At 65.4% G+C, this 21,490-nt stretch carries 19 protein-coding genes; 12 read left to right on the plus strand and 7 right to left on the minus strand.

Annotated elements, in window-relative coordinates:
- Positions 1-799: 799 nt before the first annotated feature.
- From JFY56_RS15645 to JFY56_RS15665, 5 genes are read right to left on the minus strand one after another with little or no spacing between them, the layout of a single operon-like run.
- On the minus strand, positions 800-1,693 hold the full coding sequence (locus JFY56_RS15645) for a ChaN family lipoprotein (protein WP_208314771.1): 894 nt from the start codon (positions 1,691-1,693) through the stop codon (positions 800-802).
- Between the two features lie 11 nt (positions 1,694-1,704).
- Positions 1,705-2,472 (minus strand): heme ABC transporter ATP-binding protein, encoded by a 768-nt coding sequence (locus JFY56_RS15650; RefSeq protein WP_208314772.1) that lies wholly within the window; start codon positions 2,470-2,472, stop codon positions 1,705-1,707.
- A complete protein-coding gene (locus JFY56_RS15655) occupies positions 2,472-3,476 on the minus strand; it encodes a FecCD family ABC transporter permease (protein ID WP_208315204.1) in 1,005 nt (334 codons plus the stop codon). Before JFY56_RS15655 ends, JFY56_RS15650 begins: the two co-directional genes overlap by 1 nt.
- Before the next feature lie 29 nt (positions 3,477-3,505).
- Positions 3,506-4,399: a heme/hemin ABC transporter substrate-binding protein gene (locus tag JFY56_RS15660; RefSeq protein ID WP_208314773.1), complete on the minus strand. Its 894-nt coding sequence runs from the start codon at positions 4,397-4,399 to the stop codon at positions 3,506-3,508.
- Between the two features lie 13 nt (positions 4,400-4,412).
- The gene (locus tag JFY56_RS15665) at positions 4,413-5,474 is read right to left on the minus strand and encodes a hemin-degrading factor (protein WP_328824887.1); all 1,062 of its coding nucleotides are present in this window, start codon (positions 5,472-5,474) and stop codon (positions 4,413-4,415) included.
- 187 nt (positions 5,475-5,661) lie between these two features.
- On the opposite strand from JFY56_RS15665, the gene JFY56_RS15670 reads away from it, so the two are divergent.
- Together JFY56_RS15670 and JFY56_RS15675 are read left to right on the plus strand one after the other, a co-directional pair.
- Positions 5,662-7,869 carry a TonB-dependent hemoglobin/transferrin/lactoferrin family receptor gene (locus tag JFY56_RS15670; RefSeq protein WP_208314774.1) on the plus strand — a complete coding sequence of 736 codons (2,208 nt, stop codon included), beginning with the start codon at positions 5,662-5,664 and terminating at the stop codon, positions 7,867-7,869.
- Between the two features lie 86 nt (positions 7,870-7,955).
- Positions 7,956-8,276, plus strand: a complete 321-nt coding sequence (locus JFY56_RS15675; protein ID WP_208314775.1) for a Rieske (2Fe-2S) protein — start codon at positions 7,956-7,958, stop codon at positions 8,274-8,276.
- A gap of 70 nt (positions 8,277-8,346) precedes the next feature.
- Here JFY56_RS15675 and sfsA read toward each other — a convergent pair whose 3' ends face one another.
- Together sfsA and JFY56_RS15685 are read right to left on the minus strand one after the other, a co-directional pair.
- Entirely contained in the window at positions 8,347-9,054 is a 708-nt protein-coding gene (gene sfsA, locus JFY56_RS15680; protein ID WP_208314776.1) for a DNA/RNA nuclease SfsA, read from the minus strand.
- On the minus strand, positions 9,054-10,226 hold the full coding sequence (locus JFY56_RS15685; protein WP_208314777.1) for a pyridoxal phosphate-dependent aminotransferase: 1,173 nt from the start codon (positions 10,224-10,226) through the stop codon (positions 9,054-9,056). The genes sfsA and JFY56_RS15685 overlap by 1 nt, the downstream gene beginning before the upstream one ends.
- Before the next feature lie 187 nt (positions 10,227-10,413).
- Here JFY56_RS15685 and dksA point away from each other — a divergent pair, with 187 nt between their 5' ends.
- The 10 genes from dksA (at position 10,414) to panD (ending at position 21,459) form a co-directional block, all read left to right on the plus strand.
- Entirely contained in the window at positions 10,414-10,857 is a 444-nt protein-coding gene (dksA, locus tag JFY56_RS15690; protein ID WP_208314778.1) for an RNA polymerase-binding protein DksA, read from the plus strand.
- Positions 10,858-10,917: 60 nt separating this feature from the next.
- On the plus strand, positions 10,918-11,802 hold the full coding sequence (gluQRS, locus tag JFY56_RS15695) for a tRNA glutamyl-Q(34) synthetase GluQRS (RefSeq protein WP_208314779.1): 885 nt from the start codon (positions 10,918-10,920) through the stop codon (positions 11,800-11,802).
- A 100-nt stretch (positions 11,803-11,902) separates the two neighbouring features.
- The gene (locus JFY56_RS15700) at positions 11,903-12,079 is read left to right on the plus strand and encodes a hypothetical protein (RefSeq protein ID WP_090416064.1); all 177 of its coding nucleotides are present in this window, start codon (positions 11,903-11,905) and stop codon (positions 12,077-12,079) included.
- A complete protein-coding gene (locus JFY56_RS15705) occupies positions 12,063-15,014 on the plus strand; it encodes a sensor histidine kinase (protein ID WP_208314780.1) in 2,952 nt (983 codons plus the stop codon). The genes JFY56_RS15700 and JFY56_RS15705 overlap by 17 nt, the downstream gene beginning before the upstream one ends.
- A gap of 25 nt (positions 15,015-15,039) precedes the next feature.
- Positions 15,040-16,482, plus strand: a complete 1,443-nt coding sequence (locus tag JFY56_RS15710; protein ID WP_208314781.1) for a sigma-54-dependent transcriptional regulator — start codon at positions 15,040-15,042, stop codon at positions 16,480-16,482.
- A gap of 797 nt (positions 16,483-17,279) precedes the next feature.
- Entirely contained in the window at positions 17,280-18,683 is a 1,404-nt protein-coding gene (locus JFY56_RS15715) for a polynucleotide adenylyltransferase PcnB (protein ID WP_208314782.1), read from the plus strand.
- Positions 18,680-19,165 (plus strand): 2-amino-4-hydroxy-6-hydroxymethyldihydropteridine diphosphokinase, encoded by a 486-nt coding sequence (gene folK, locus JFY56_RS15720; protein WP_208314783.1) that lies wholly within the window; start codon positions 18,680-18,682, stop codon positions 19,163-19,165. The genes JFY56_RS15715 and folK overlap by 4 nt, the downstream gene beginning before the upstream one ends.
- Before the next feature lie 189 nt (positions 19,166-19,354).
- Positions 19,355-20,155, plus strand: a complete 801-nt coding sequence (gene panB / locus JFY56_RS15725) for a 3-methyl-2-oxobutanoate hydroxymethyltransferase (RefSeq protein ID WP_208314784.1) — start codon at positions 19,355-19,357, stop codon at positions 20,153-20,155.
- A complete protein-coding gene (gene panC / locus JFY56_RS15730) occupies positions 20,152-21,003 on the plus strand; it encodes a pantoate--beta-alanine ligase (RefSeq protein ID WP_208314785.1) in 852 nt (283 codons plus the stop codon). Before panB ends, panC begins: the two co-directional genes overlap by 4 nt.
- Positions 21,004-21,078: 75 nt before the next feature.
- Positions 21,079-21,459, plus strand: a complete 381-nt coding sequence (panD, locus tag JFY56_RS15735) for an aspartate 1-decarboxylase (protein WP_208314786.1) — start codon at positions 21,079-21,081, stop codon at positions 21,457-21,459.
- The last annotated feature ends 31 nt before the right edge of the window (positions 21,460-21,490 follow it).

The raw sequence follows: 21,490 nt of genomic DNA on the forward strand, positions 1-21,490 counted from the left end.
TTTTGCCCGCAGGAAACCCCGGAACTCCGTCGTCGCCCCCGGTTCAAAGCAGGACCACCAAGGGCATCCACCTCCCCCACGCATCCTTTCAACAAATCTCAACGAAGTGAAAAAATACCGTTGACATGGAAATGAGAATTGTTATTATTACCTCACCTGGCCGCGAGGCCAGCCGATAAACTGAGAGATTCAACGCAGTCGGACCTCTTCAGATTATCTCCTCATCAGGCTAATCACGGTTTTAGACCCGGCTCTTGCCGGGTCTTTTTTTTGGTTCTTCGCGGATCATCGGGGAAGTCAGGGACGGCGGTTTTCACCCGTCCTGCCGAAAGTCGGCGTCAAAGTGTAGGAGCAACTGTCTTGCCGCCGATGGTGCTTTTTTGTAGGAGCGAGGGGGACGCCCAGTCCGATGCTCGCGAAGCTTTTGAGTTGCCGGCATTCGCGAGCAGAGCTCGCTCACAGGAATTCGCCCCACGACGGACTGTAGGAGCAACTGTCTTGCATGGTCGTGATGCTTCCCCCTCACCCTAGCCCTCTCCCTCGAGGGAGAGGGGACTGTTCGGAGTCGCCGGTTGGCACGGTGTACCACCTCACACCGTCGCGCCCCCTCTCCCTCCGGGAGAGGGTTGGGGTGAGGGGATCGCAACGCCGGAGTATCTGTAGAAGCGGGCCATGCCCGCGATTCGCGCCCATGGGGCGCTCCTACAGACGCTCCCTTAGCTGAAGCGTGCGAATCTGCGAAAAGCAGCGGCAACGAAAACGGGGCCCGCAGGCCCCGTCGTCTTGTTCCGCTAGCCGATCATTGCTTGCGGGGTATCTTCGCGCAGTGATCCTGCGGTGGCAGGGCCGGCGTGTACCAGACGTAGTCCGCCTGCTGCGCACTGACCGGCTTGCCCACTTCCGCCAGCATCACCACCTGGTCACCCTGCCCCGCTTCCAGGTCCTGCAGGTGCAGGGGCACGCTCAGGTCGCGACGCACATGGAAGCCGCCGGCAAACAGCAGCGCCGGCTGCGGAGCCTTCTTCAACTGCTCCGCCATGCGCCGGTCACGCTGCTGCTGCACGGCCAGCATCGCCGGGATCTGCTTCTTCGGCAGCAGGCCGCAATGGGACTCGCGGATATCGTCCTGCAGCGCCTTGCGCACCTCGGCCCCGGTCGACGCCTTGCCGCTCAGCTTTGGCCGCGACTTGTAAATCTTCATGATCTCCGCCCGATCCAGGTTGGCCGACAGCAGCGGCGCTGGCTGCTGCACCAGCCAGCCGACCAGCGGCCCGTACAGCGACCAATCCCAGCCCTTCTGCCAGGCGAGCTCTTCCTTCAGATCGGCCGGCGGCTCGCCAGCCGCGGTTGCCGCCTGCGCCCTCAGCACGCGCTGCTGCTGGTCCGGATTGATCATCTCCATCAGCACGCTGCCCTGCGGCCGGCGCTCGGCCAGGCCCTGCGCCAGCCACAGTTCAAGAGCATGGTGATCGGGATTGTCGTGCTGCTCACCGACCAGCACACGCGGCGCGCCGGAAAGACGATCGAGCAATTGCGCCGGGCTCAGTCGCTCGCCGGTCCGCAGATCGCGAATGACGCCCAGATCGGCGCTGTCGCGGCCTTCCGGACTCTGCCATTCCGGCAGCGGCGGGGCGACGGAGGGGACCTGGCAGGCGGCCAGGAACAGGACAGAAGCTAGTAAACAGATTCGCATGGAAATTCCTTTCAGCGGGCGACGATCAACGGATGGCCACGCTCTGGATGGCGCTGGACCAGGACATCCAGACCAAAGACTTCACGCAGGGGTTCCGGAAGCAGCACCTCGTCCGGCGTGCCGAACAGATGGGGACTGCCGTCGCGCAGGAGCAGCAGGCGGTCGCAATAACGCGCTGCCAGGTTGAGATCGTGGAGGATCACCAGCACCGCCGCACCGCGCCCGGCGAACTCGCGCACGGCGTGGAGAATGGTGTGCTGGTGCAGCGGATCGAGCATCGAGGTGGGCTCGTCGAGCAGCAACACCTGCTCCGATCCGCCCGGCCACAGCTGCGCCAGTACCCGCGCCAGATGCACGCGCTGGCGTTCGCCGCCGGACAGGGCCAGATAGCTGCGCCCCGCCAGGTGGCCGGCATCCGCGGAGCGCAAGGCTTCGGCGATGATCTCGTTGTCGCGCTGGCGGCCACTGTCATGCGGCAGGCGGCCGAAGCCGACCACCGATTCGACGAGGAAGCCGAAGTTCAGCGTGGACGACTGCGGCAGCACGGCGAGGCGCCGGGCGCGCTCGACGCCTTTCCAGACATCGAGATCACGGCCGGCGAGCGTCACCTGCCCTTCGGCAATCTCCAGCTCGCCATTCAGCGCCCCCAGCAGGGTGCTCTTGCCGGCGCCGTTAGGCCCCAGCACGCCAAGCACTTCGCCCGGCTTCAGTTCCAGCGAAACGCCCTGCAGCACCGTGGTTTTGCCGCGTTTCACCATCAGGTTTTCGGCGCGCAGCATCAGGACCGCCCCCTCACCAGCAAATAAAGGAAGAAGGGTGCGCCGATCATTGCCGTGACGATACCGATCGGCAGTTCGGCCGGCGCCAGCGCCAGACGCGCCACCAGATCGGCGAGCAGCAACAGGATCGCGCCACCGAACATGGAGGCCGGCACCAGCAGGCGATGATCCGGTCCGACGATCAGGCGCAGCAGATGCGGCACCACCAGACCGATGAAGCCGATCAGCCCCGCCGCCGCCACTGCGGCACCGACGCCCAGCGCGGTGCACAGCACCAGCTCGATCTTCAGCCGCTCGACGTCGAAGCCGAGATGACGGGCCTCCGATTCGCCGAGCAGCAGGGCGTTCAGGGCGTCGACCCGGCGCGGCAGCCAGCAGGCGACCAGCAGGGTGATCAGCAGCAGCGGCCAGAGCCGCGGGTAGCTGGCACCGTTGAGGCTGCCCAGGTTCCAGAAGGTCAGGGTGCGCAGGGTCGCGTCATCCGCCAGATAGGTGAACAAGCCGATCAGCGCGCCGGCCAGCGCGGTCAGCGCGATACCGGCGAGCAGCATGGTCGCCACGCTGGTCTGGCCGTTATGGCGACCGAGGCGGTAGACCAGCCAGGTCACGCCCAGACCGCCGCCGAACGCGCAGGCCGAGAGCAGATACGGTGCGAACGCCTCCGGCAGACCACCGAAAGCGGCGCCGAAGACGATTGTCACCGCCGCTCCCAGCGCGGCTCCACTGGATACGCCGACCAGCCCCGGGTCCGCCAGCGGGTTGCGGAACAACCCCTGCATGGCCACGCCGGAAAGCGCCAGCACACCGCCCACCGCCATTCCCAGCAGGGTGCGCGGCAGGCGGATCTGGCCGACGATCAGCTCGGCCTGGCCGAGGTTGTCGGACTGCGCCGAAAGACCAAGAAGGCGCAGCAGCGCCTTCAATGTATCGCCCAGCGGCAGGCTGACCGGCCCGAGGGCCAGGGACAGCCAGAGCACCAGTAGAAGTAACGAACCTAACGCGATGAATAAAGGACGAGCACGGACAGCTTGAGTCAAGGACGACCTTCCGAAATCAGCGGTTGCGCGGAAGGATAAAAGGCTGCGGACAGCGTCGCCAGTCCGTCAGGAATCCTCGGTCCCAGACCGCCGACCAGCAGGGTCGGGTCCATGCTGATCAGCCGACCGTCGTGCACCGCACGGGTTGCCGCCAGCCCCGGGTTCTGCCGGACCAGTGCCGCCCGTGCGGCCTCGTCGGCCAGACTGCGATCGGCCATCACCACGACATCCGGGTTCAGCGCCGTCAGCGCTTCCGTCGACAGGGTCTTGTAGCCCTTGTGCGTGGCCAGGTTACGTCCGCCGGCCCTCTGCACCATCCAGTCGCCGGAAGTGTCCTGCCCTGCCACCAGCAGGCTGGCGCCTGCGCGGCCGATCAGCAGGAGCACGCCCGGAGCTTTCTGTCCCTGCTGCGCCTTGCTCACCCACGTCGCCTGCTGTTCCAGGCGACGCTGGAAGTCGGCGGCGACGCGCTCGGCCTGCTGCGGCTGACCGAGCAGCGCACCGATACGCTGCAGGTTCTCCTGCACCGTCTGTACGTCGGCGCGAGCCGGCAGGGTCTCGATGCGCACGCCCGCCGCACGCAGTTGCTGCAGCACGGGCGGTGGCCCCATTTCCTCGGTGCCGAGCAGCACATCCGGGCGCAGGGCCAGGATGCCCTCGGCCGCCAGCTGACGCTGGTAACCGATCTTCGGCAGGGCGTTCAGGCTGTCGGGGTGCAGGCTGGTGGTGTCGACACCGACCAGCTTGGACTCGCCGCCCAGGGCAACCACCCACTCGCTCAGCGAGCCACCGGCGCTGACCCAGCGTTGCGGCAATGGCTCCGCCACAGCGCTGGTACCAGCGCACAGGAGTGCGCCGAACAATCCGACCAGCAGGCGTTTCGCACGCATCGCGATCTCCTTTTTATTGCGCCGCGTAGGATTCGGCCAGGGCGCGCCAGTCGTCGCGCTCCGGGATACCCGGCTTGCGGGCGCCGAACACCTGCATGATCAGCTCGCCGTCGGCGTCGAAGGCTTCCCAGCTGGTGATCACACCGTCGCTGCTCGGCTTGCGCACACGCCACAGCTGACGCACGCCAGTGGTTTTCAGGTGCAGGTTGAACTCCGGATCGAGCACGTTGAACCAGTCGTTCATCCACTTCAGGTTGGTGACGGTGCCGGTGTGGATCTGGATGCAGTGGGCATTACCGACGAACACCATGATCGGCAGTTGCTGAGCACCGGCGGCTTCGAACAGGCGCGGCAGTTCGGCGACGTCCAGCGGCTCGGCCCACTCGCGACCGGCCAGGCGCAGGGCCTGGGTACGCTCGACCTGATGCTTCTTCAGCAGGGCGAAGAAGTGGTGGGTATCTTTCAGGCTAGCCCAGCCATCCTTCAGGCTGGCAGTGTCGATTTCCGCGTCCGGAGTGGCAGCGGCCTTGGGCTCGGCTTCGCGCAGATCCAGCTCAGCCGACTGCTCCTCGGCACGGAAGCGCTCGACCAGCGGCTCCCAGGCTTCCACCTGGCTGCGGTTGGTGAGGAACACCTTGTGCACCGCGTTGCCCTGCGCGTCGAAGATCTGGATGCTGCGCTGGGTGCCGCGCTCGGTTTCCTCGGCGATGGCGAACACGCTGCTCCAGCCGGCCAGGAACAGGCGCAGGTCGATGTCCGGAGAAACCACCAGACCGATCTGGCCGCCGCCGGAAACCGTCACATCGCGATACGGACCCTTGCGCTCATGCACGCAATGCTCGTTGCGGGTCAGCGCCATGATCGGGCCCAGCTCGCCCAGTGCCGGCAGCAGTTCCTTCCAGTCCGGACGCAGGCGCAGCGCATCCACGCCCAGGCGGCTGGCGGTCAGTTCACCCTCGCTCACCTCCAGACGCTGTGCCGCGTCGCGCGCGCGCATATGCGGCTGCTCGGCGCGCAGGGTCTGCCAGGCACGGTAAAGCTCGGAAGCGTGCTGCGGGATCGCTGAATTCGTCACGGAATTTTCCTCATCTTGTACGGAATAGGGACGCCCGTCCTACAGGCGACATGGGCGCACTTTGCCATACCTCTTATAAAAAATCTATTTGATAATAATTTGCATTTGGTTTCGTAAGTGATTAACTTCTGCACGCTAGTTCCACTACCGGCCAATTGCCATTTCATACAAGACCAATAGGTGCTCCATGTCGACCACTCCGCCTTTCGCTCGCCGTAATTGGCTGGCCCTGCTGTTGCTGAGCCCGTCTCTCGCCCTTGCGAACGACGCCGTTTCCCTTGGCGAAACCACGGTGACCGCTACTCGTATCGAGCAGCCGGTAGACTCAGTTCCGAGCACCGTAAGCGTGCATACCGAACAGGAAATCGACCGTAACAACGCCAACAACATCAAGGACCTGGTGCGTTACGAGCCGGGCGTATCGGTGAGTGGCACCGGCAGCCGCTTCGGCCTTTCCGGCTTCAACATCCGCGGCATCGACGGCAACCGCGTGCTGACCCAGGTCGACGGCGTGGGCGTGCCCTCCGCGTTTGCCTTCGGCCCGTTCCTCGACGCCCGCCGCAACTACATCGACCTGGATACCGTGAAGCGCGTGGAAATCATCCGCGGCCCGGCCAGCTCGCTGTACGGCAGCGATGCGATTGGCGGTGCGGTGAGCTTCATCACCAAGGACCCGGCCGACTATCTCGAAGACGGCGACGACACCTACGCCCGCCTGAAGACCGGCTTCGACGGCTCCGACAGCAGTTGGCTGGGCAGCGCCACCCTCGCCGGCCGCCAGGGCCCGGTGGACGGCCTGGTGACCATCAGCCGCCGCAGCGGCGACGAAACCGAAACCTTCGGCGGCCAGGGCGGCCTCGGCCCGGCGCGCGAAGAAGCCAACCCGGTCGACTTCGACACCGACAACCTGCTGGCCAAGGTGGGCTGGGACTACAAGGAAGGCGCCCGCGTCCAACTGACCTACGACCGCTATGCCGATGACGCCGACACCAACGTGCTCAGCGAATCCAGCACCGCCGGCACGATCCGCACCTCGAACGCCACCGACAGCACCGACCGCGAGCGCATCAGCCTGAACAACCGTTTCCTGGTCGACAGCCCGATCGCCGACCAGGTGCAATGGCAGCTGAGCCATCAGGACAGCCAGATTCGCCAGCAGACCTTCCAGGAACGCTTCAGCGGCGGCCGTCTGCGCGACCGCACCCGCGATTCCAAGTACCAGGAAGAGCTGTGGGCGCTGAACAGCCAGCTGGACAAGCAGTTCCAGCTGAACAACACCGCGCATCACCTGATCTACGGCTTCGACCTCAAGCGCACCGAAAGCAGCGACGTGCGCAAGGGCGGCGAAACCTTCCGCGACACCGGCCGGCCGGTTCCGCCGGCGTTCGGCGGCGAAACCATGCCGCTCAGCGACTTCCCCGATCCGATCACCAACGAGTACGCGGTATTCGTCCAGGACAGCATCGACATCGGCAACTGGACCCTGCTGCCGGGCCTGCGCTACGACTACTACGAGATGAAGCCGCACGTCACGCAGAAGTACCTGAACGGCCAGCCGGTGGACACCGACCCGTCCAACTTCAGCGACCACGCCATCTCGCCGAAACTCGGCGTGACCTACCGCTTCAACGACAACTACAGCGCCTACGGCCAGTACGCCGCCGGCTTCCGCGCGCCGGACCCGATCGATATCTTCGGTGAGTTCATCAACTTCGATATCGGCTACCAGACCATCGCCAACACCAGCCTCAAGCCGGAAACCAGCGACAGCTACGAGATCGGCCTGCGCGGCAAGTTCGACGAGGGCAGCTTCGGCGTCGCCCTGTTCTACAACCGCTACGACGACTTCATCGAGCAGGTCACCCTGCCGAACGACCCGACCGGCAACAACCGCCTGACCTTCCAGTCGGTCAACCTGGACAAGGTCACCATCCGTGGTGCCGAAGCCAAGGGCGACCTGCAACTGGACAAGACGCTCGGCCTGCCGACCGGCACCTACCTGCGCGGCGCCGTTTCCTACGCTCGCGGCAAGGACGAGGAAAGCGGCGAGCCGATCAACAGCATCGACCCGCTCAAAGGCGTGTTCGGCCTGGGTTACGACGCTGGCGGCCGCTTCGGCAGCGAACTGGCCTGGACCCTGGTACAGGGCAAGGAACGCATCAACGACAGCGAAACGCCCAACCAGTACGCGCCGGGCGGCTTCGGCCTGCTCGACCTCAACAGCTGGGTGCGCGTGACCGACAGCGTGACCGTCAACGTCGGCCTGTTCAACCTGACCGACAAGAAGTACTGGCAGTGGGGCGATGTCCGCGGCTTCACCGACAACGCACCGCAGCTCGGCCGCCTGACCCAGCCGGGCCGCTACGCAGCAGCCAACATCGTCTGGGAAATCTGATCGGACGAACCTCTTCGGCACATGGATGTGCCCCCTTCCCCTCCGACGCCGCTTGCGGATAATGCGCGCACGACCGGAGGGCCATCATGATCCTGCTCTGCAGTCCGGACGCACTGGCCGAAGGCCAGAGCCGGAGCTTCGATATCGACGACCTGGCGCTGTTCGCAGTACGCAAGAACGGCAAGGTCCACGCCTACCTCAACCGCTGCCCGCACCGCGCAACCCGTCTGGAATGGGAAGAAGACCGCTTCCTCGACGACAGCGGCAACCTGCTGCGCTGCGCCCATCACGGCGCGCTGTTTCTCATCGATTCCGGCGAATGCATCCAGGGCCCGTGCTTCGGCGACGTGCTGGAGATGCTGGAGTGCCGGGAGGACGAGCGAGGAATCTGGGTAGAACACCCGTAGGTTGGCGCTGAGCTTGCGAAGCCCAACATCCGGCAGCGGCAATGTTGGGCTTCGCAAGCTCAGCGCCAACCTACAGACGCACTTCCAGCTTTCGGCGCAGGCTGACTTCCTGCGGGGTCAGGTCGACGCCATAGGCCAGTATCTCGACGCCGACGTCCCGCGCTTCGCGCAACGCGCGGGTGTAGGCCGGGTCGATCTCTTCCGCCGGTCGTACCGAATCGATGCCGGTCAGGTTCACGCAGTACAGCAGCACGGCGCGCGCCCCGGCGTCGGCCAGCGTTGCCAGCTCCCGCAGGTGCTTGGCGCCGCGAGTGGTCACGGCATCCGGGAAGGCCGCGACCGGCGAGCCGTCGAAACCGAGGGTGACGCTTTTCACCTCGACGAAGACGGCGTTGCCCTCATAGTCCAGGCGAAAATCCGCGCGGCTGTTCTCCACCCCGTAGGCCACCTCCCGGCGCAATGCGGAGAAACCGGCCAGCTCGCTCACCACGCCATCCAGCAAGGCCTCCTCGACGATGCGATTGGCCCGCCCGGTGTTCACGCAGGCCAGCCGGCCCTGCGGCGTTTCGCTGATTTCCCAGGTGCCCGGCAGCTTGCGTCGCGGATCGTCGGAACGGCTGAACCAGACCCGGCAGCCCTCGCTCATGCAATTGAGCATGGAGCCGGTATTCGGGCAGTGGATGGTCAGGCGCTCGCCCTGCGGTGTTTCGATATCGGCGAGGAAGCGCTTGTAGCGGCGCAGCAGGCGCGCCTCCTCGAGAGCCGGCTGGAAACGCATCAGGGACGCCAGCTCTTCAGGCCGCGGGCGATGCGCTCGACCGCCTGCTGCAGACGCTCCAGGTTCTGCGTATAGGCGAAGCGCACGTGGTGCGAAGCGAGGTGGCGGCCGAAGTCCAATCCCGGCGTGATAGCCACGTGCTCGGTTTCGATGAAGTGCTGGCAGAACGCGTAGGCATCGCCGCCGAACGCGCTGATATCCGCATATAGATAGAAGGCCCCCTCCGGCTCCACGGCGATGCGGAAGCCCAGGTCGCGCAGGGCCGGCAGGAGATAATCGCGCCGGCGGGCGAACTCTTCGCGGCGCTGTTCGAGGATTTCCAGGGTGGCCGGCTCGAAGCAGGCCAGCGCGGCATACTGGGCCATGCTCGGTGCGCTGATGTAGAGGTTCTGCGCCAGCTTCTCCAGATCGCCGACCGCTTCCGGTGGCGCCACCAGCCAGCCGAGGCGCCAGCCGGTCATGCCGAAATATTTGGAGAAACTGTTCAGCACGAACGCTTCGTCATCTACCTCCAGCACACTGCTGGCGTCCACGCCGTAGGTCAGGCCGTGGTAGATCTCGTCCACCACCAGATGGCCGCCACGCGCCTTCAGTGCTGCCGACAGCGCCGCCAGTTCGTCCTTGTGCAGCAATGTGCCAGTAGGATTCGCCGGCGATGCCGCCAGAGCGCCTACACTGTCATGATTCCAGTATCGCTCGACGAGCTCGGGAGTCAGCTGGTAGCGGCTCTCCGGCCCGACCGGCACCAGTTGCGCGGCGCCTTCCACCAGGCGCAGGAAGTGCCGGTTGCACGGATAGCCGGGGTCGGCCAGCAGCCAGTGCTTGCCCGGATCGACCAGCAGGCTGCTGGCCAGCAACAGGGCGCCGGAACCGCCGGGGGTGATGAGGATGCGTCCGGGGTCGATGGTTAGCCCGTAGCGCGACGCGTAGAAACCGGAGATGGCCTCGCGCAGCTGCGGAATGCCGCGCGCGGCGGTATAGCGGGTATGCCCGGCGGCGAGCGCGGCCTGGCCGGCGGCGACTATCGGCGCGGCCGTGGTGAAGTCGGGCTCGCCGATCTCGAGGTGGATGACGTCATGGCCCGCCTCCTGCAATTCGTTGGCCCGGGCCAACAGCGCCATGACGTGGAACGGTTCGATGGCGCGGCTACGCGCGCTATAGGAAGTGGCCATGATCAATCCGAACTTGTCGACGAAGAGGCGATTCTAAACAAGCTGTGAGCGAGCGGCAGCATGCTCGATAACCGGGAGTAGCATCGTGGTTATCGTTCTGGTAAGTTCGGCCGCTTGCAAGCGCGGGGCCGGCGACGCCGGAGATGGACTATCCGCGACTGGACTAGAGAGTGAGAGGCGGCCATCCATGACCACCAAAGCAAAGCAACAGAGCAGCCAGCTGATTCGTGGCTTCGAACCCTATCAAGAGAAAAAGGGCGAGGAGTACATGAGCGACCCCATGCGCGCCCACTTCACCTCGATCCTCAACAAGTGGAAGGTTGAGCTGATGGAGGAAGTGGACCGCACCGTTCACCACATGCAGGACGAAGCGGCAAACTTCCCCGATCCGGCCGACCGCGCCAGCCAGGAAGAAGAGTTCAGCCTCGAACTGCGCGCCCGCGACCGCGAGCGCAAGCTGATCAAGAAGATCGACGAGACGCTGCAGCTGATCGAAGACAACGACTACGGCTGGTGCGACTCCTGCGGTGTGGAAATCGGCATCCGCCGCCTGGAAGCCCGCCCGACTGCCACCCTCTGCATCGATTGCAAGACGCTGGCGGAAATCAAGGAAAAGCAGATCGGCTCCTGATTCGATCCTTTCCCGAATGGGGCGCTGCGGCGCCCCTTTTCATTTGCGCCGAGACACTGAATGGCTGAGTCCCACTACGTCGGCCGCTTCGCCCCGACACCGAGCGGCTACCTGCACTTCGGCTCGCTGGTCGCCGCCGTCGCCTCCTACCTCGACGCCCGCGCTGTCGGCGGGCGCTGGCTGGTGCGCATGGAAGACCTCGACCCGCCGCGGGAAGTCCCCGGCGCCCAGGCGGCGATCCTCGATACCCTGGAGCGCTACGGCTTCGAGTGGGACGGCCCGGTCGAACGCCAGAGCGAACGCAGCGAAGCCTACATGGCGGTGATCGAGCAATGGCTGCGCAGCGGCCTGGCCTACGCCTGCACCTGCTCGCGCAAGCAACTGGACGGACTGCACATCTATCCCGGCACCTGCCGCAACGCCGTGCATCCGCTGGAGGATGCGGCACTGCGCATCCGCGTGCCGGAACTGGAATACGCCTTCATCGACCGTGTGCAGGGCGAATTCCGCCAGCACCTGGGGCGCGAGGTCGGCGACTTCATCATCCGCCGCCGCGACGGTCTGTACGCCTATCAGCTCGCGGTGGTGATCGACGACGCCTGGCAGGGCGTGACCGATATCGTCCGCGGCGCCGACCTGCTCGACTCGACGCCGCGCCAGCTCTACCTGCAGGAGTTGCTCGGGGTAACGCAGCCGCGCTACCTGCATGTGCCGCTGATCATCCAGCCGGACGGGCACAAGCTCGGCAAGTCCTATCGCTCGCCACCGCTGCCGCCCGACCATGCCGCACCGCTGCTGATACGCGCCCTGCACGCCCTCGGCCAGCAGCCACCCGGCGAACTCGCCGGCGCCATGCCGCGCGAAGTGCTCGCCTGGGGGATCGGGAGCTGGGATGCCACGCGCATTCCGCGCGTACACAGCATTCCCGAAGCGCAGCTGGAATGAGGCGACGTGGCTCCGGCCCGGTTAGACTCGTCAATGCGTAGCACACTGCTTATTACCGGTTATTACTAGCAGCCTGAAGCCTCCAGCCTGAGCCTTTCCTATGTACATCTATCGACTGGTGCTGATCCTGGTCGTGGGCATCTACCTGTTCTCGCCCGCCATCATGGATTGGTGGACCGCTCCCAATGGCGCCTGGTACCGCCCCTACCTGCTGTGGCTGATCCTGATCGTCGTGACCTTCATTCTGCAGAGCCAGCGCGATGTTGATGACCTTTAGCCTGCCGCAGCTGGTCCTGATCAGCGCCGTCTACCTGACCCTTCTCTTCGGCGTCGCCTGGATCACCGAACGCGGCCTGGTGCCGCGCTGGCTGGTACGCCACCCGCTGATCTACACCCTGTCGCTGGGCGTGTATGCCAGTGCCTGGGCCTTCTATGGCTCCGTCGGCCTGGCCTACGAATACGGCTACGGCTTCCTGGCGATCTACCTGGGTGTGTCCGGCGCCTTCCTGCTGGCGCCGGTGCTGCTCTCGCCGATCCTGCGCATCACCCGCGCCTTCCAGCTGTCGTCGCTGGCCGACCTATTCGCCTTCCGCTTCCGCAGCACCTGGGCCGGCGCGCTGACCACGCTGTTCATGCTGATCGGCGTACTGCCGATGATCGCCCTGCAGTTCCGAGCGGTCACCGACTCCCTGCGCCTGCTCACCCGGCAGCCGGAGCAGACCCACGCCGGCCTGGCCTTCTGCGTGCTGATCATCCTCTTCTCCATCCTCTTCGGCGCACGGCGTATCGCCACCCGCGAGCGGCATGAAGGACTGGTGATGGCGCTGGCGTTCGAGTCGCTGGTCAAGCTGGTGGCCATCGGCGCGCTCGGCCTGTTCGCCCTGTATGCGGTGTTCGACGGCCCGGACGGACTGGAAATCTGGCTGATGCAGAACCAGTCGGCGCTCAACACGCTGCACACGCCGCTCGCCGAAGGGCCGTGGCGCACCCTGCTGCTGATGTTCTTCGCCTCGGCCATCGTCATGCCGCACATGTACCACATGGCGTTCACCGAGAACCTCCGGCCGCGCTCGCTGCTCAGCGCCAGCTGGGGCCTGCCGCTGCTCCTGCTGCCGATGAGCCTGGCCGTGCCGCCGATCCTCTGGGCCGGCCTGTACCTCGGCCTGCCGGTCAATCCGGAATACTTCACCCTCGGCCTGAGCCTCGCCGCCAACAGCCCCGGACTTGCCCTCGCCGCGTACATCGGCGGTATTTCCGCCGCCAGCGGACTGCTCATCGTGATGACCCTGGCGCTGTCCAGCATGGTGCTCAACCACCTGGTCCTGCCGCTCTACCAGCCGCCCGCCGAAGGCAATATCTATCGCTGGCTGAAATGGACCCGGCGGGTACTGATCGTCACCATCATCCTCGCCGGCTACGGCTTCTATTCCCTGCTCGGCCCGGACCACGACCTGTCCGACCTCGGCATCGTTTCCTTCGTCGCCACCCTGCAGTTCCTCCCCGGCACGCTGGCCGTGCTGTACTGGCAGACCGCCAACCGCCGCGGCTTCATCGCCGGGGTGATCGCCGGCATGGCGGTGTGGGCCGTCACCCTGCTGATTCCGCTGCTGAGCAACCTGCAGGGCTTCCAGATTTCCCTGGGCAACACCATCTACATCATCGAGGAAGGCAACTGGCACCTCGCCGCCCTCGCCTCGCTGGCGGCCAACGTGCTGGTGTTCACCCTGGTCTCGCTGTTCAGCGAAGCCAGCGACGAGGAGAAGAGCGCGGCGGAGGCCTGCGCCGTGGACAACGTGCGCCGCCCGCAACGCCGCGCGCTGCTCGCCGGCTCACCGCAGGAATTCGCCACCCAACTGACCAAGCCGCTCGGCGCGAAGACCGCGCAGAAGGAAGTGGAACAGGCACTGCGCGATCTGCACCTGCGCTTCGACGAGCGCCGCCCCTATGCCCTGCGCCGTCTGCGCGACCGCCTCGAGGCCAACCTGTCCGGCCTGATGGGGCCGAGCGTGGCGCAGGACATGGTGGAAACCTTCCTGCCGTACAAGTCCGGCAACGAAAGCTACGTCACCGAGGACATCCACTTCATCGAGAGCCGCCTCGAGGACTACCACTCGCGCCTCACCGGCCTGGCCGCCGAACTCGACGCCCTGCGCCGCTACCACCGGCAGACCCTGCAGGACCTGCCCATGGCCGTCTGCTCGCTGGCCAAGGACCAGGAAATCCTCATGTGGAACCGCGCCATGGAGGAACTCACCGGCACCAGCGCGCAGCGTGTGGTCGGCTCGCGCCTGTCGGCCCTCGGCGAACCCTGGAAGAGTCTGCTGGAAGGCTTCGTCGACGCCAGTTACGAGCACCTGCACAAGCAGCGCCTGGCGGTCGACGGGCAGATCCGCTGGCTCAACCTGCACAAGGCGGCCATCGAAGAGCCCCTGGCGCCCGGCAACAGCGGCCTGGTGCTGCTGGTCGAGGACCTCACCGAAACCCAGGCGCTGGAAGACAAGCTGATCCACTCCGAACGCCTGGCCTCCATCGGCCGCCTCGCTGCCGGCGTCGCCCACGAGATCGGCAACCCGATCACCGGCATCGCCTGCCTGGCGCAGAACCTGCGCGAGGAACGCGAAGGCGACGGCGAACTCAAGGAAATCAGCGAACAGATCCTCGAACAGACCAAGCGGGTCTCGCGCATCGTGCAATCGCTGATGAGCTTCGCCCACGCCGGCGGCAAGCAGGTGCGGACGGAAGCGGTCTGCCTGGCCGACGTTGCCCAGGAGGCCATCAGTCTGCTATCACTGAACCGGCGCAGCGTGGATGTGCAGTTCTTCAACCTCTGCGAACCCACGCACTGGGTCGAAGGCGACGCCCAGCGCCTGGCCCAGGTGCTGATCAACCTGCTGTCCAATGCCCGCGATGCCTCGCCACCCGGCGGCGCGATCCGGGTGCGCAGCGAAGCATCGGAGCAGACCATCGACCTGATCGTGGAAGACGAAGGCAGCGGCATTCCGAAGGCGATCGTCGATCGCCTGTTCGAGCCGTTCTTCACTACCAAGGACCCGGGCAAGGGGACCGGACTCGGCCTCGCGCTGGTCTATTCGATCGTGGAAGAGCATTATGGGCAGATATCCATAGACAGCCCGGCATACCCCGAACGCGAGTGCGGTACGCGCATTCGTGTCACTTTGCCGCGGCATCCTGGCCCGACGGCCGAGCAGTAACGAGCACGTCGAGAGAGCTGAATACATGGCACATATCCTCATCGTCGAAGACGAAACAATCATCCGTTCCGCCCTGCGACGTTTGCTCGAGCGCAACCAGTACCAGGTCAGCGAGGCCGGCTCGGTACAGGAGGCGCAAGAGCGCTACAGCATCCCCTCCTTCGACATGATCGTCAGCGACCTGCGCCTGCCGGGCGCACCGGGTACCGAACTGATCAAGCTGGCCCAGGGCACTCCGGTGCTGATCATGACCAGCTACGCCAGCCTGCGCTCGGCGGTCGACTCGATGAAGATGGGCGCGGTGGACTACATCGCCAAGCCCTTCGACCACGATGAAATGCTCCAGGCAGTGGCGCGCATCCTCAAGGACCGCCAGGAAGCCCGCAGCGCCCAGGCCGAGCGCGGCAGTGCCAGGCCGGCCGCCGAACGCAGCGCCAGCAACGGCGCCGCGGCGGTCGACGGCGAAATCGGCATCATCGGCTCCTGTCCGCCGATGCAGGAGCTGTACGGCAAGATCCGCAAGGTCGCGCCCACCGATTCCAATGTGCTGATCCAGGGCGAGTCCGGCACCGGCAAGGAACTGGTCGCCCGCGCCCTGCACAATCTTTCCCGGCGCACCAAGGCACCGCTGATCTCGGTGAACTGCGCGGCCATTCCGGAAACCCTGATCGAGTCCGAACTGTTCGGTCACGAGAAAGGCGCCTTCACCGGCGCCAGCGCAGGACGCGCCGGCCTGGTGGAAGCCGCCGACGGCGGCACCCTGTTCCTCGACGAGATCGGCGAACTGCCGCTGGAAGCCCAGGCCCGCCTGCTGCGCGTGCTGCAGGAAGGCGAAATCCGCCGGGTCGGCTCGGTGCAATCGCAGAAGGTCGACGTGCGCCTGATCGCCGCCACCCACCGCGATCTGAAGACGCTGGCCAAGACCGGCCAGTTCCGCGAAGACCTGTACTATCGCCTGCACGTGATTTCCCTGAAGCTGCCGCCGCTGCGCGAGCGCGGCGCCGACGTCATGGAAATCGCCCGCGCCTTCCTCGCCCGACAGTGCGAGCAGATGGGCCGCGCACCGCTGAGCTTCTCCCACGAAGCGGAACAGGCCATCCGCCACTACCCGTGGCCGGGTAACGTGCGCGAGCTGGAGAACGCCATCGAGCGCGCGGTCATTCTCAGCGAAGGTTCGGAAATCCCTGCCGACCTGCTGGGCATCGACATCGAGCTGGACGACCTGGAAGACGACTTCGGCGACGAGCTGGACAGCCGCCCTGCCAACGGCCCGAGCACCAGCGCCCACGAGCCTACCGAAGACCTGTCGCTGGAGGACTACTTCCAGCATTTCGTCCTCGAACACCAGGATCACATGACCGAGACCGAGCTGGCCCGCAAGCTGGGCATCAGCCGCAAATGCCTGTGGGAACGCCGCCAGCGCCTGGGCATTCCGCGCCGCAAATCGGGTGCGTCGGCCGACTCGTAACAGCGTGCCAACCTGTTACCTCGGACATGCTCCGTAACAGAAGCCGGGTTCATCGGTAACGAAAACCCGGCTTTTTTGTGCCTGCTCGCCACCAACAAAAATAGCTAAGCCATTGAAAATAAAGGATTTCAAAAAGTTGGCACGCTGCCTGCTTATGTATTTGGCACAACAACAATAACAAGCAAAACAACACAACAAGAACAACACGTAACGGCTCCAGCACAACAAAAACAAAATCGCGGAGGCGCAGCTAACTGATTCTTTTGGAGAAGGGTGCAAGTCGGGAGAAATCCCGCAGCCAGTCGAATAACAATAAAACTGCCCCAAGGCAGCGACGACACTGGTTGGATCGCAAGATCGCCGCTCACTCAGCGACCAAAGCAATCCGTTTGCTCTTGACTGGTCCCGAATTCGGGACGAATCCCCGAGGTGACTGACCTTGCGGGACGGGTCGACAAACAAGAACAACAAGCCCGCAGCATAATAACAACAAGAGCACGCAACAATTTGGGGGAGCTTCGGCTCCCCCAGTAGCTTCCAGCTCCCCTGCCGCTCCACTCCCGCCGCTGCTTTCGTTCACCATCCCCGCACCCGATGCTAGAATCTGGCCTTGAATAAACGGCATCAGAATTGCTGCCTTTCATTAGCGAAATGCATGATGCTCGCTGGTGGCATGAGATGATCCACAGCCGTTCTCCGATAGCGCGACATGACAGAGCGTCGCGTCATCCACAGACCGTCCAGCCAGGAAAGACCAGCGTGCAACCCCATTCCGACAAGCTTCCGATAGTGCCTACATGCTGAAAAAGCTGATCCAGTCCATTCGTTCGCCCCTGCGCAAGAAGCGCGCCGTCCGCACTACTCCGGAAGTCATAGGCAATCACCAGCACCCGTTGCGCCGCGAGCAGTTCAGCCGAAACGCGGTGAATGTGGTCGAGCGCCTGCAGAAGGCCGGCTACCAGGCCTACGTCGTCGGCGGCGGCGTGCGTGACCCGCTGCTGGGCATTCCGCCGAAGGACTTCGACGTCGCCACCAGCGCCACCCCGGAGCAGGTGCGCGCGGAGTTCCGCAACGCCCGGGTGATCGGCCGCCGCTTCAAGCTGGTGCACGTGCACTTCGGTCGCGAGATCATCGAAGTCGCCACCTTCCGCGCCAACCATCCGCAGGACGACGACGAGAGCGACAGCAACCAGTCCTCGCGCAACGAGAGCGGCCGCATCCTGCGCGACAACGTCTACGGCACCCTGGAAGACGATGCCCAGCGCCGCGACTTCACCATGAATGCGCTGTACTTCGACGTCACCGCCGAGCGCATCCTCGACTACGCCCACGGCGTGCACGACATCCGCAATCGCCTGATCCGCCTGATCGGCGATCCCGAGCAGCGTTACCTCGAAGACCCGGTGCGCATGCTGCGTGCCGTGCGTTTCGCCGCCAAGCTCGATTTCGAGATCGAGAAGCACACCGCCCAGCCGATCCATCGCCTGGCGCCGCTGCTGCGCGACATTCCCTCCGCCCGCCTGTTCGACGAAGTGATCAAGCTGTTCCTCAGCGGCCATGCCGAGCGCACCTTCGAACTGCTGGTCCACTACGGCCTGTTCGCCCCGCTGTTCCCGGCCAGCGCCAAGGCCCTGGAACGCGACCCGGAATATGCCGGCAAGCTGATCCGCCAGGCCCTGGCCAATACCGACACGCGCATCCACCAGGGCAAGCCGGTAACCCCGGCGTTCCTCTTCGCCGCCCTGCTCTGGCCGGCGCTGCCGGCTCGCGTCCTGCAACTGCAGGAGCGCGGTATGCCGCCGATCCCGGCGATGCAGGAAGCCGCCCAGGACCTGATCTACGAGCAGTGCCAGCGGACCGCCGTGCCCAAGCGCTTCACCATCCCGATCCGCGAAATCTGGGACATGCAGGAACGCCTGCCGCGACGCCAGGGCAAGCGTGCCGACATGCTGCTGGAGAACCCGCGCTTCCGCGCCGGCTACGACTTCCTCCTGCTGCGCGAGAGCGCCGGCGAGGAGACCGGTGGCCTGGGCGACTGGTGGACCGACTACCAGGACGCCAGCGACAGCGAACGCCGCGGCATGATCCGCAACCTGAGCAGCCAGGAAGACGGCGCCGCGCCGCGCAAACGCCGTCGTGGCGGCAGCAACCGCCGTCGCCGTGGCCCGCGCAGCGACAGCGATGGAGCCGGCAACGAGTGAGCGAGCGCGTCTACATCGGCCTCGGCAGCAACCTCGCCGAGCCGCGCCAGCAGCTGGAAAACGCGCTGGCCGCCCTCGGCGACATCGCACAGACCCACCTGGCCGGCGTATCCCCCCTGTATGTCAGCGATCCCCTCGGCCCGCCCGACCAGCCACGCTACGTCAATGCGGTCGCCGCGCTGGATACCGGACTGGAGCCGCTCGCCCTGCTCGACGCGCTGCAGAAGATCGAGCTGGAACAGGGCCGTGTGCGCAAGGACGAGCGCTGGGGCCCGCGCACCCTCGACCTGGATATCCTGCTGTTCGGCGAGCGCCTGATCGACGAGCCGCGCCTGCGCGTGCCGCACTACCATATGCAGGCGCGCGCCTTCGTGCTCTACCCGCTGGCCGACCTGGCCCCGGATCTGCGCCTGCCGGATGGCCGCGTGCTGGCGGAAATGCTTGCCGCCTGTCCGTTCGAAGGACTCGAGCGACTGCCCTGAACAGGCGGCCTGAGGCCATCATCGCGACGGACGGCGGTAACGCAGTAACAGTCCGGTAACACCCTGTAATTGACTTCAGGTCCCCCCATCAGGACTATAGGTGCCCGTTTGCAATGCGCCGGCGCAGAACCGGCCCAACCAGGCAATGTGAAAAAATGTCGCACATGGTCTGTAACGAGGAACACTTTCATGCCTGATGTAACCGTGACCACCCTGCAGGGGCTGAAGCAAAGCGGCGAAAAGATCGCGATGCTGACCGCCTACGATGCGACGTTCGCTCACATCGCCAGCCAGGCCGGTGCCGACGTGCTGCTCATAGGCGACTCCCTGGGCATGGTGCTGCAAGGTCATGACAGCACGCTGCCGGTGACGGTCAGCGAAATGGCCTACCACACCGCCTGCGTGAAGCGCGGCAACAAGGGCTCGCTGATCCTCACCGACCTGCCCTTCTCCTCCGGCACCTCCCTGCAGCAGACCCTGGCCGACGCGGTCGCCGTGATGCAGGCCGGCGCCCAGATGGTCAAGCTGGAAGGCGGCGCCTGGCTCGCCGAGCCGATCATCCGCCTGGCGCAGATGGGCGTGCCGGTGTGCGCGCACCTCGGCCTCACCCCGCAGGCGGTGAACCTGTTCGGCGGCTTCAAGGTACAGGGCCGCCAGGAAGCGCAGGCCCGCCAGCTGCGCGCCGACGCCATCGCCCTGGAGCAGGCCGGCGCCGCCATGCTGCTGCTGGAGTGCGTGCCGTCCGCCCTGGCCCAGGAAATCAGCGAAGCGGTGAAGATCCCGGTGATCGGCATCGGCGCCGGCAGCGGTACCGACGGCCAGGTGCTGGTGATGCACGACATGCTCGGCCTCTCGCTGACCGGTCGGGCGCCGAAATTCGTCAAGAACTTCATGGAAGGCCAGCCGGACGTCCAGTCGGCCATGGCTGCCTACGTCAAGGCCGTGAAAGACGGCACCTTCCCCGGCCCCGAACACGGATTCTCCTCATGATCACCGTCAAGACCGTCCGCGAACTGCGTGCCGCGATCGCCCGTGCCCGCGGTGAAGGCAAGCGCATCGCGCTGGTGCCGACCATGGGCAATCTCCACGCCGGGCACGCCGCACTGGTGTCCAAGGCCGGCCAGCGCGCCGACTTCGTGGTCGCCAGCATTTTCGTCAACCCGCTGCAGTTCGGCCCCAGCGAAGACCTCGACAAGTACCCGCGCACCCTCGCCGCCGACCAGGAGAAGCTGCTCGAAGCCGGCTGCCACCTGCTGTTCGCCCCGAGCGTCGAGGAAATGTATCCGGACGGCCGGAGCGACCAGACCATCGTCAGCGTGCCCGGCGTTTCCGAGGGCATGTGCGGCGCCAGCCGTCCCGGCCATTTCGATGGCGTGGCGACCGTGGTCTGCAAGCTGCTGAACATGGTGCAGCCGGACATGGCGCTGTTCGGCGAGAAGGACTTCCAGCAACTGGCGGTGATCCGCAAGCTGGTGCGCGACCTGAACATGCCGGTGCAGATCTTCGGTGAGCCGACCGTGCGTGCCGAGGACGGCCTGGCGCTGTCGTCGCGCAACGGTTACCTGAACGACGAGCAGCGCGCCAGCGCCCCGGTCATCCAGCGTACCCTCAAGCTGCTTGGTGAGCGCCTGCAAGCCGGCAGCAGCGACTTCGCCCAACTGATCGACGATGGCCGCCAGCAGATCGAGCAGGCCGGCCTGCGCGTCGACTACCTGGAAATCCGCGAGGCCAACACCCTGCAGCCGGCCCGCTCGGAGGACAAGTCCCTGGTCATCCTGGCGGCGGCCTTCCTTGGCACCACCCGTTTGATCGACAATCTCGCGCTACACCTGGACTAACCCCATGCGAGGCTCTGCCTGGGCCTCGCCAATCCAACCCCGTGCCGCCACACCAAGAAAAAGAGGAGCCCCGTCATGCATGCCATCATGCTCAAGGCCAAACTGCACCGCGCCGAAGTCACCCATGCCGTGCTCGACTATGAAGGCTCCTGCGCCATCGACGGCGAATGGCTGGATCTCGCCGGTATCCGCGAGTACGAGCAGATCCAGATCTACAACGTGGACAACGGCGAGCGCTTCACCACCTATGCGATCCGCGGCGAGGAAGGCTCGCGGATGATCTCGGTCAACGGCGCCGCCGCGCACAAGGCCAAGGTTGGCGACCGCGTGATCATCTGCGCCTATGCGCAGTACAGCGAAGCCGAACTGGCCAACTACCAGCCGCGCATGCTCTACATGGCCCCGGGCAACGAGCTGAGCCACACCAGCAACGCCATCCCGGTCCAGGTAGCCTGATCCCCCCAAGAGCCCGGAATTTCCGGGCTCT

It is taken from the genome of Pseudomonas schmalbachii, assembly GCF_017589465.1.
Classification (GTDB): Bacteria; Pseudomonadota; Gammaproteobacteria; order Pseudomonadales; family Pseudomonadaceae; genus Pseudomonas; species Pseudomonas schmalbachii.

Bases quoted from the DNA above. Each gene is read 5' to 3' on its own strand.
- panC (WP_208314785.1), top strand. From the start codon at position 20,152: ATGATCACCGTCAAGACCGTCCGCGAACTGCGTGCCGCGATCGCCCGT.
- panB (WP_208314784.1), top strand. From the start codon at position 19,355: ATGCCTGATGTAACCGTGACCACCCTGCAGGGGCTGAAGCAAAGCGGC.
- JFY56_RS15675 (WP_208314775.1), top strand. From the start codon at position 7,956: ATGATCCTGCTCTGCAGTCCGGACGCACTGGCCGAAGGCCAGAGCCGG.
- JFY56_RS15660 (WP_208314773.1), bottom strand. From the start codon at position 4,399: ATGCGTGCGAAACGCCTGCTGGTCGGATTGTTCGGCGCACTCCTGTGC.
- JFY56_RS15700 (WP_090416064.1), top strand. From the start codon at position 11,903: ATGTACATCTATCGACTGGTGCTGATCCTGGTCGTGGGCATCTACCTG.
- JFY56_RS15645 (WP_208314771.1), bottom strand. From the start codon at position 1,693: ATGCGAATCTGTTTACTAGCTTCTGTCCTGTTCCTGGCCGCCTGCCAG.
- JFY56_RS15650 (WP_208314772.1), bottom strand. From the start codon at position 2,472: ATGCTGCGCGCCGAAAACCTGATGGTGAAACGCGGCAAAACCACGGTG.
- JFY56_RS15710 (WP_208314781.1), top strand. From the start codon at position 15,040: ATGGCACATATCCTCATCGTCGAAGACGAAACAATCATCCGTTCCGCC.
- panD (WP_208314786.1), top strand. From the start codon at position 21,079: ATGCATGCCATCATGCTCAAGGCCAAACTGCACCGCGCCGAAGTCACC.
- sfsA (WP_208314776.1), bottom strand. From the start codon at position 9,054: ATGCGTTTCCAGCCGGCTCTCGAGGAGGCGCGCCTGCTGCGCCGCTAC.
- JFY56_RS15670 (WP_208314774.1), top strand. From the start codon at position 5,662: ATGTCGACCACTCCGCCTTTCGCTCGCCGTAATTGGCTGGCCCTGCTG.
- gluQRS (WP_208314779.1), top strand. From the start codon at position 10,918: ATGGCTGAGTCCCACTACGTCGGCCGCTTCGCCCCGACACCGAGCGGC.
- dksA (WP_208314778.1), top strand. From the start codon at position 10,414: ATGACCACCAAAGCAAAGCAACAGAGCAGCCAGCTGATTCGTGGCTTC.
- JFY56_RS15685 (WP_208314777.1), bottom strand. From the start codon at position 10,226: ATGGCCACTTCCTATAGCGCGCGTAGCCGCGCCATCGAACCGTTCCAC.
- JFY56_RS15715 (WP_208314782.1), top strand. From the start codon at position 17,280: ATGCTGAAAAAGCTGATCCAGTCCATTCGTTCGCCCCTGCGCAAGAAG.
- JFY56_RS15705 (WP_208314780.1), top strand. From the start codon at position 12,063: ATGTTGATGACCTTTAGCCTGCCGCAGCTGGTCCTGATCAGCGCCGTC.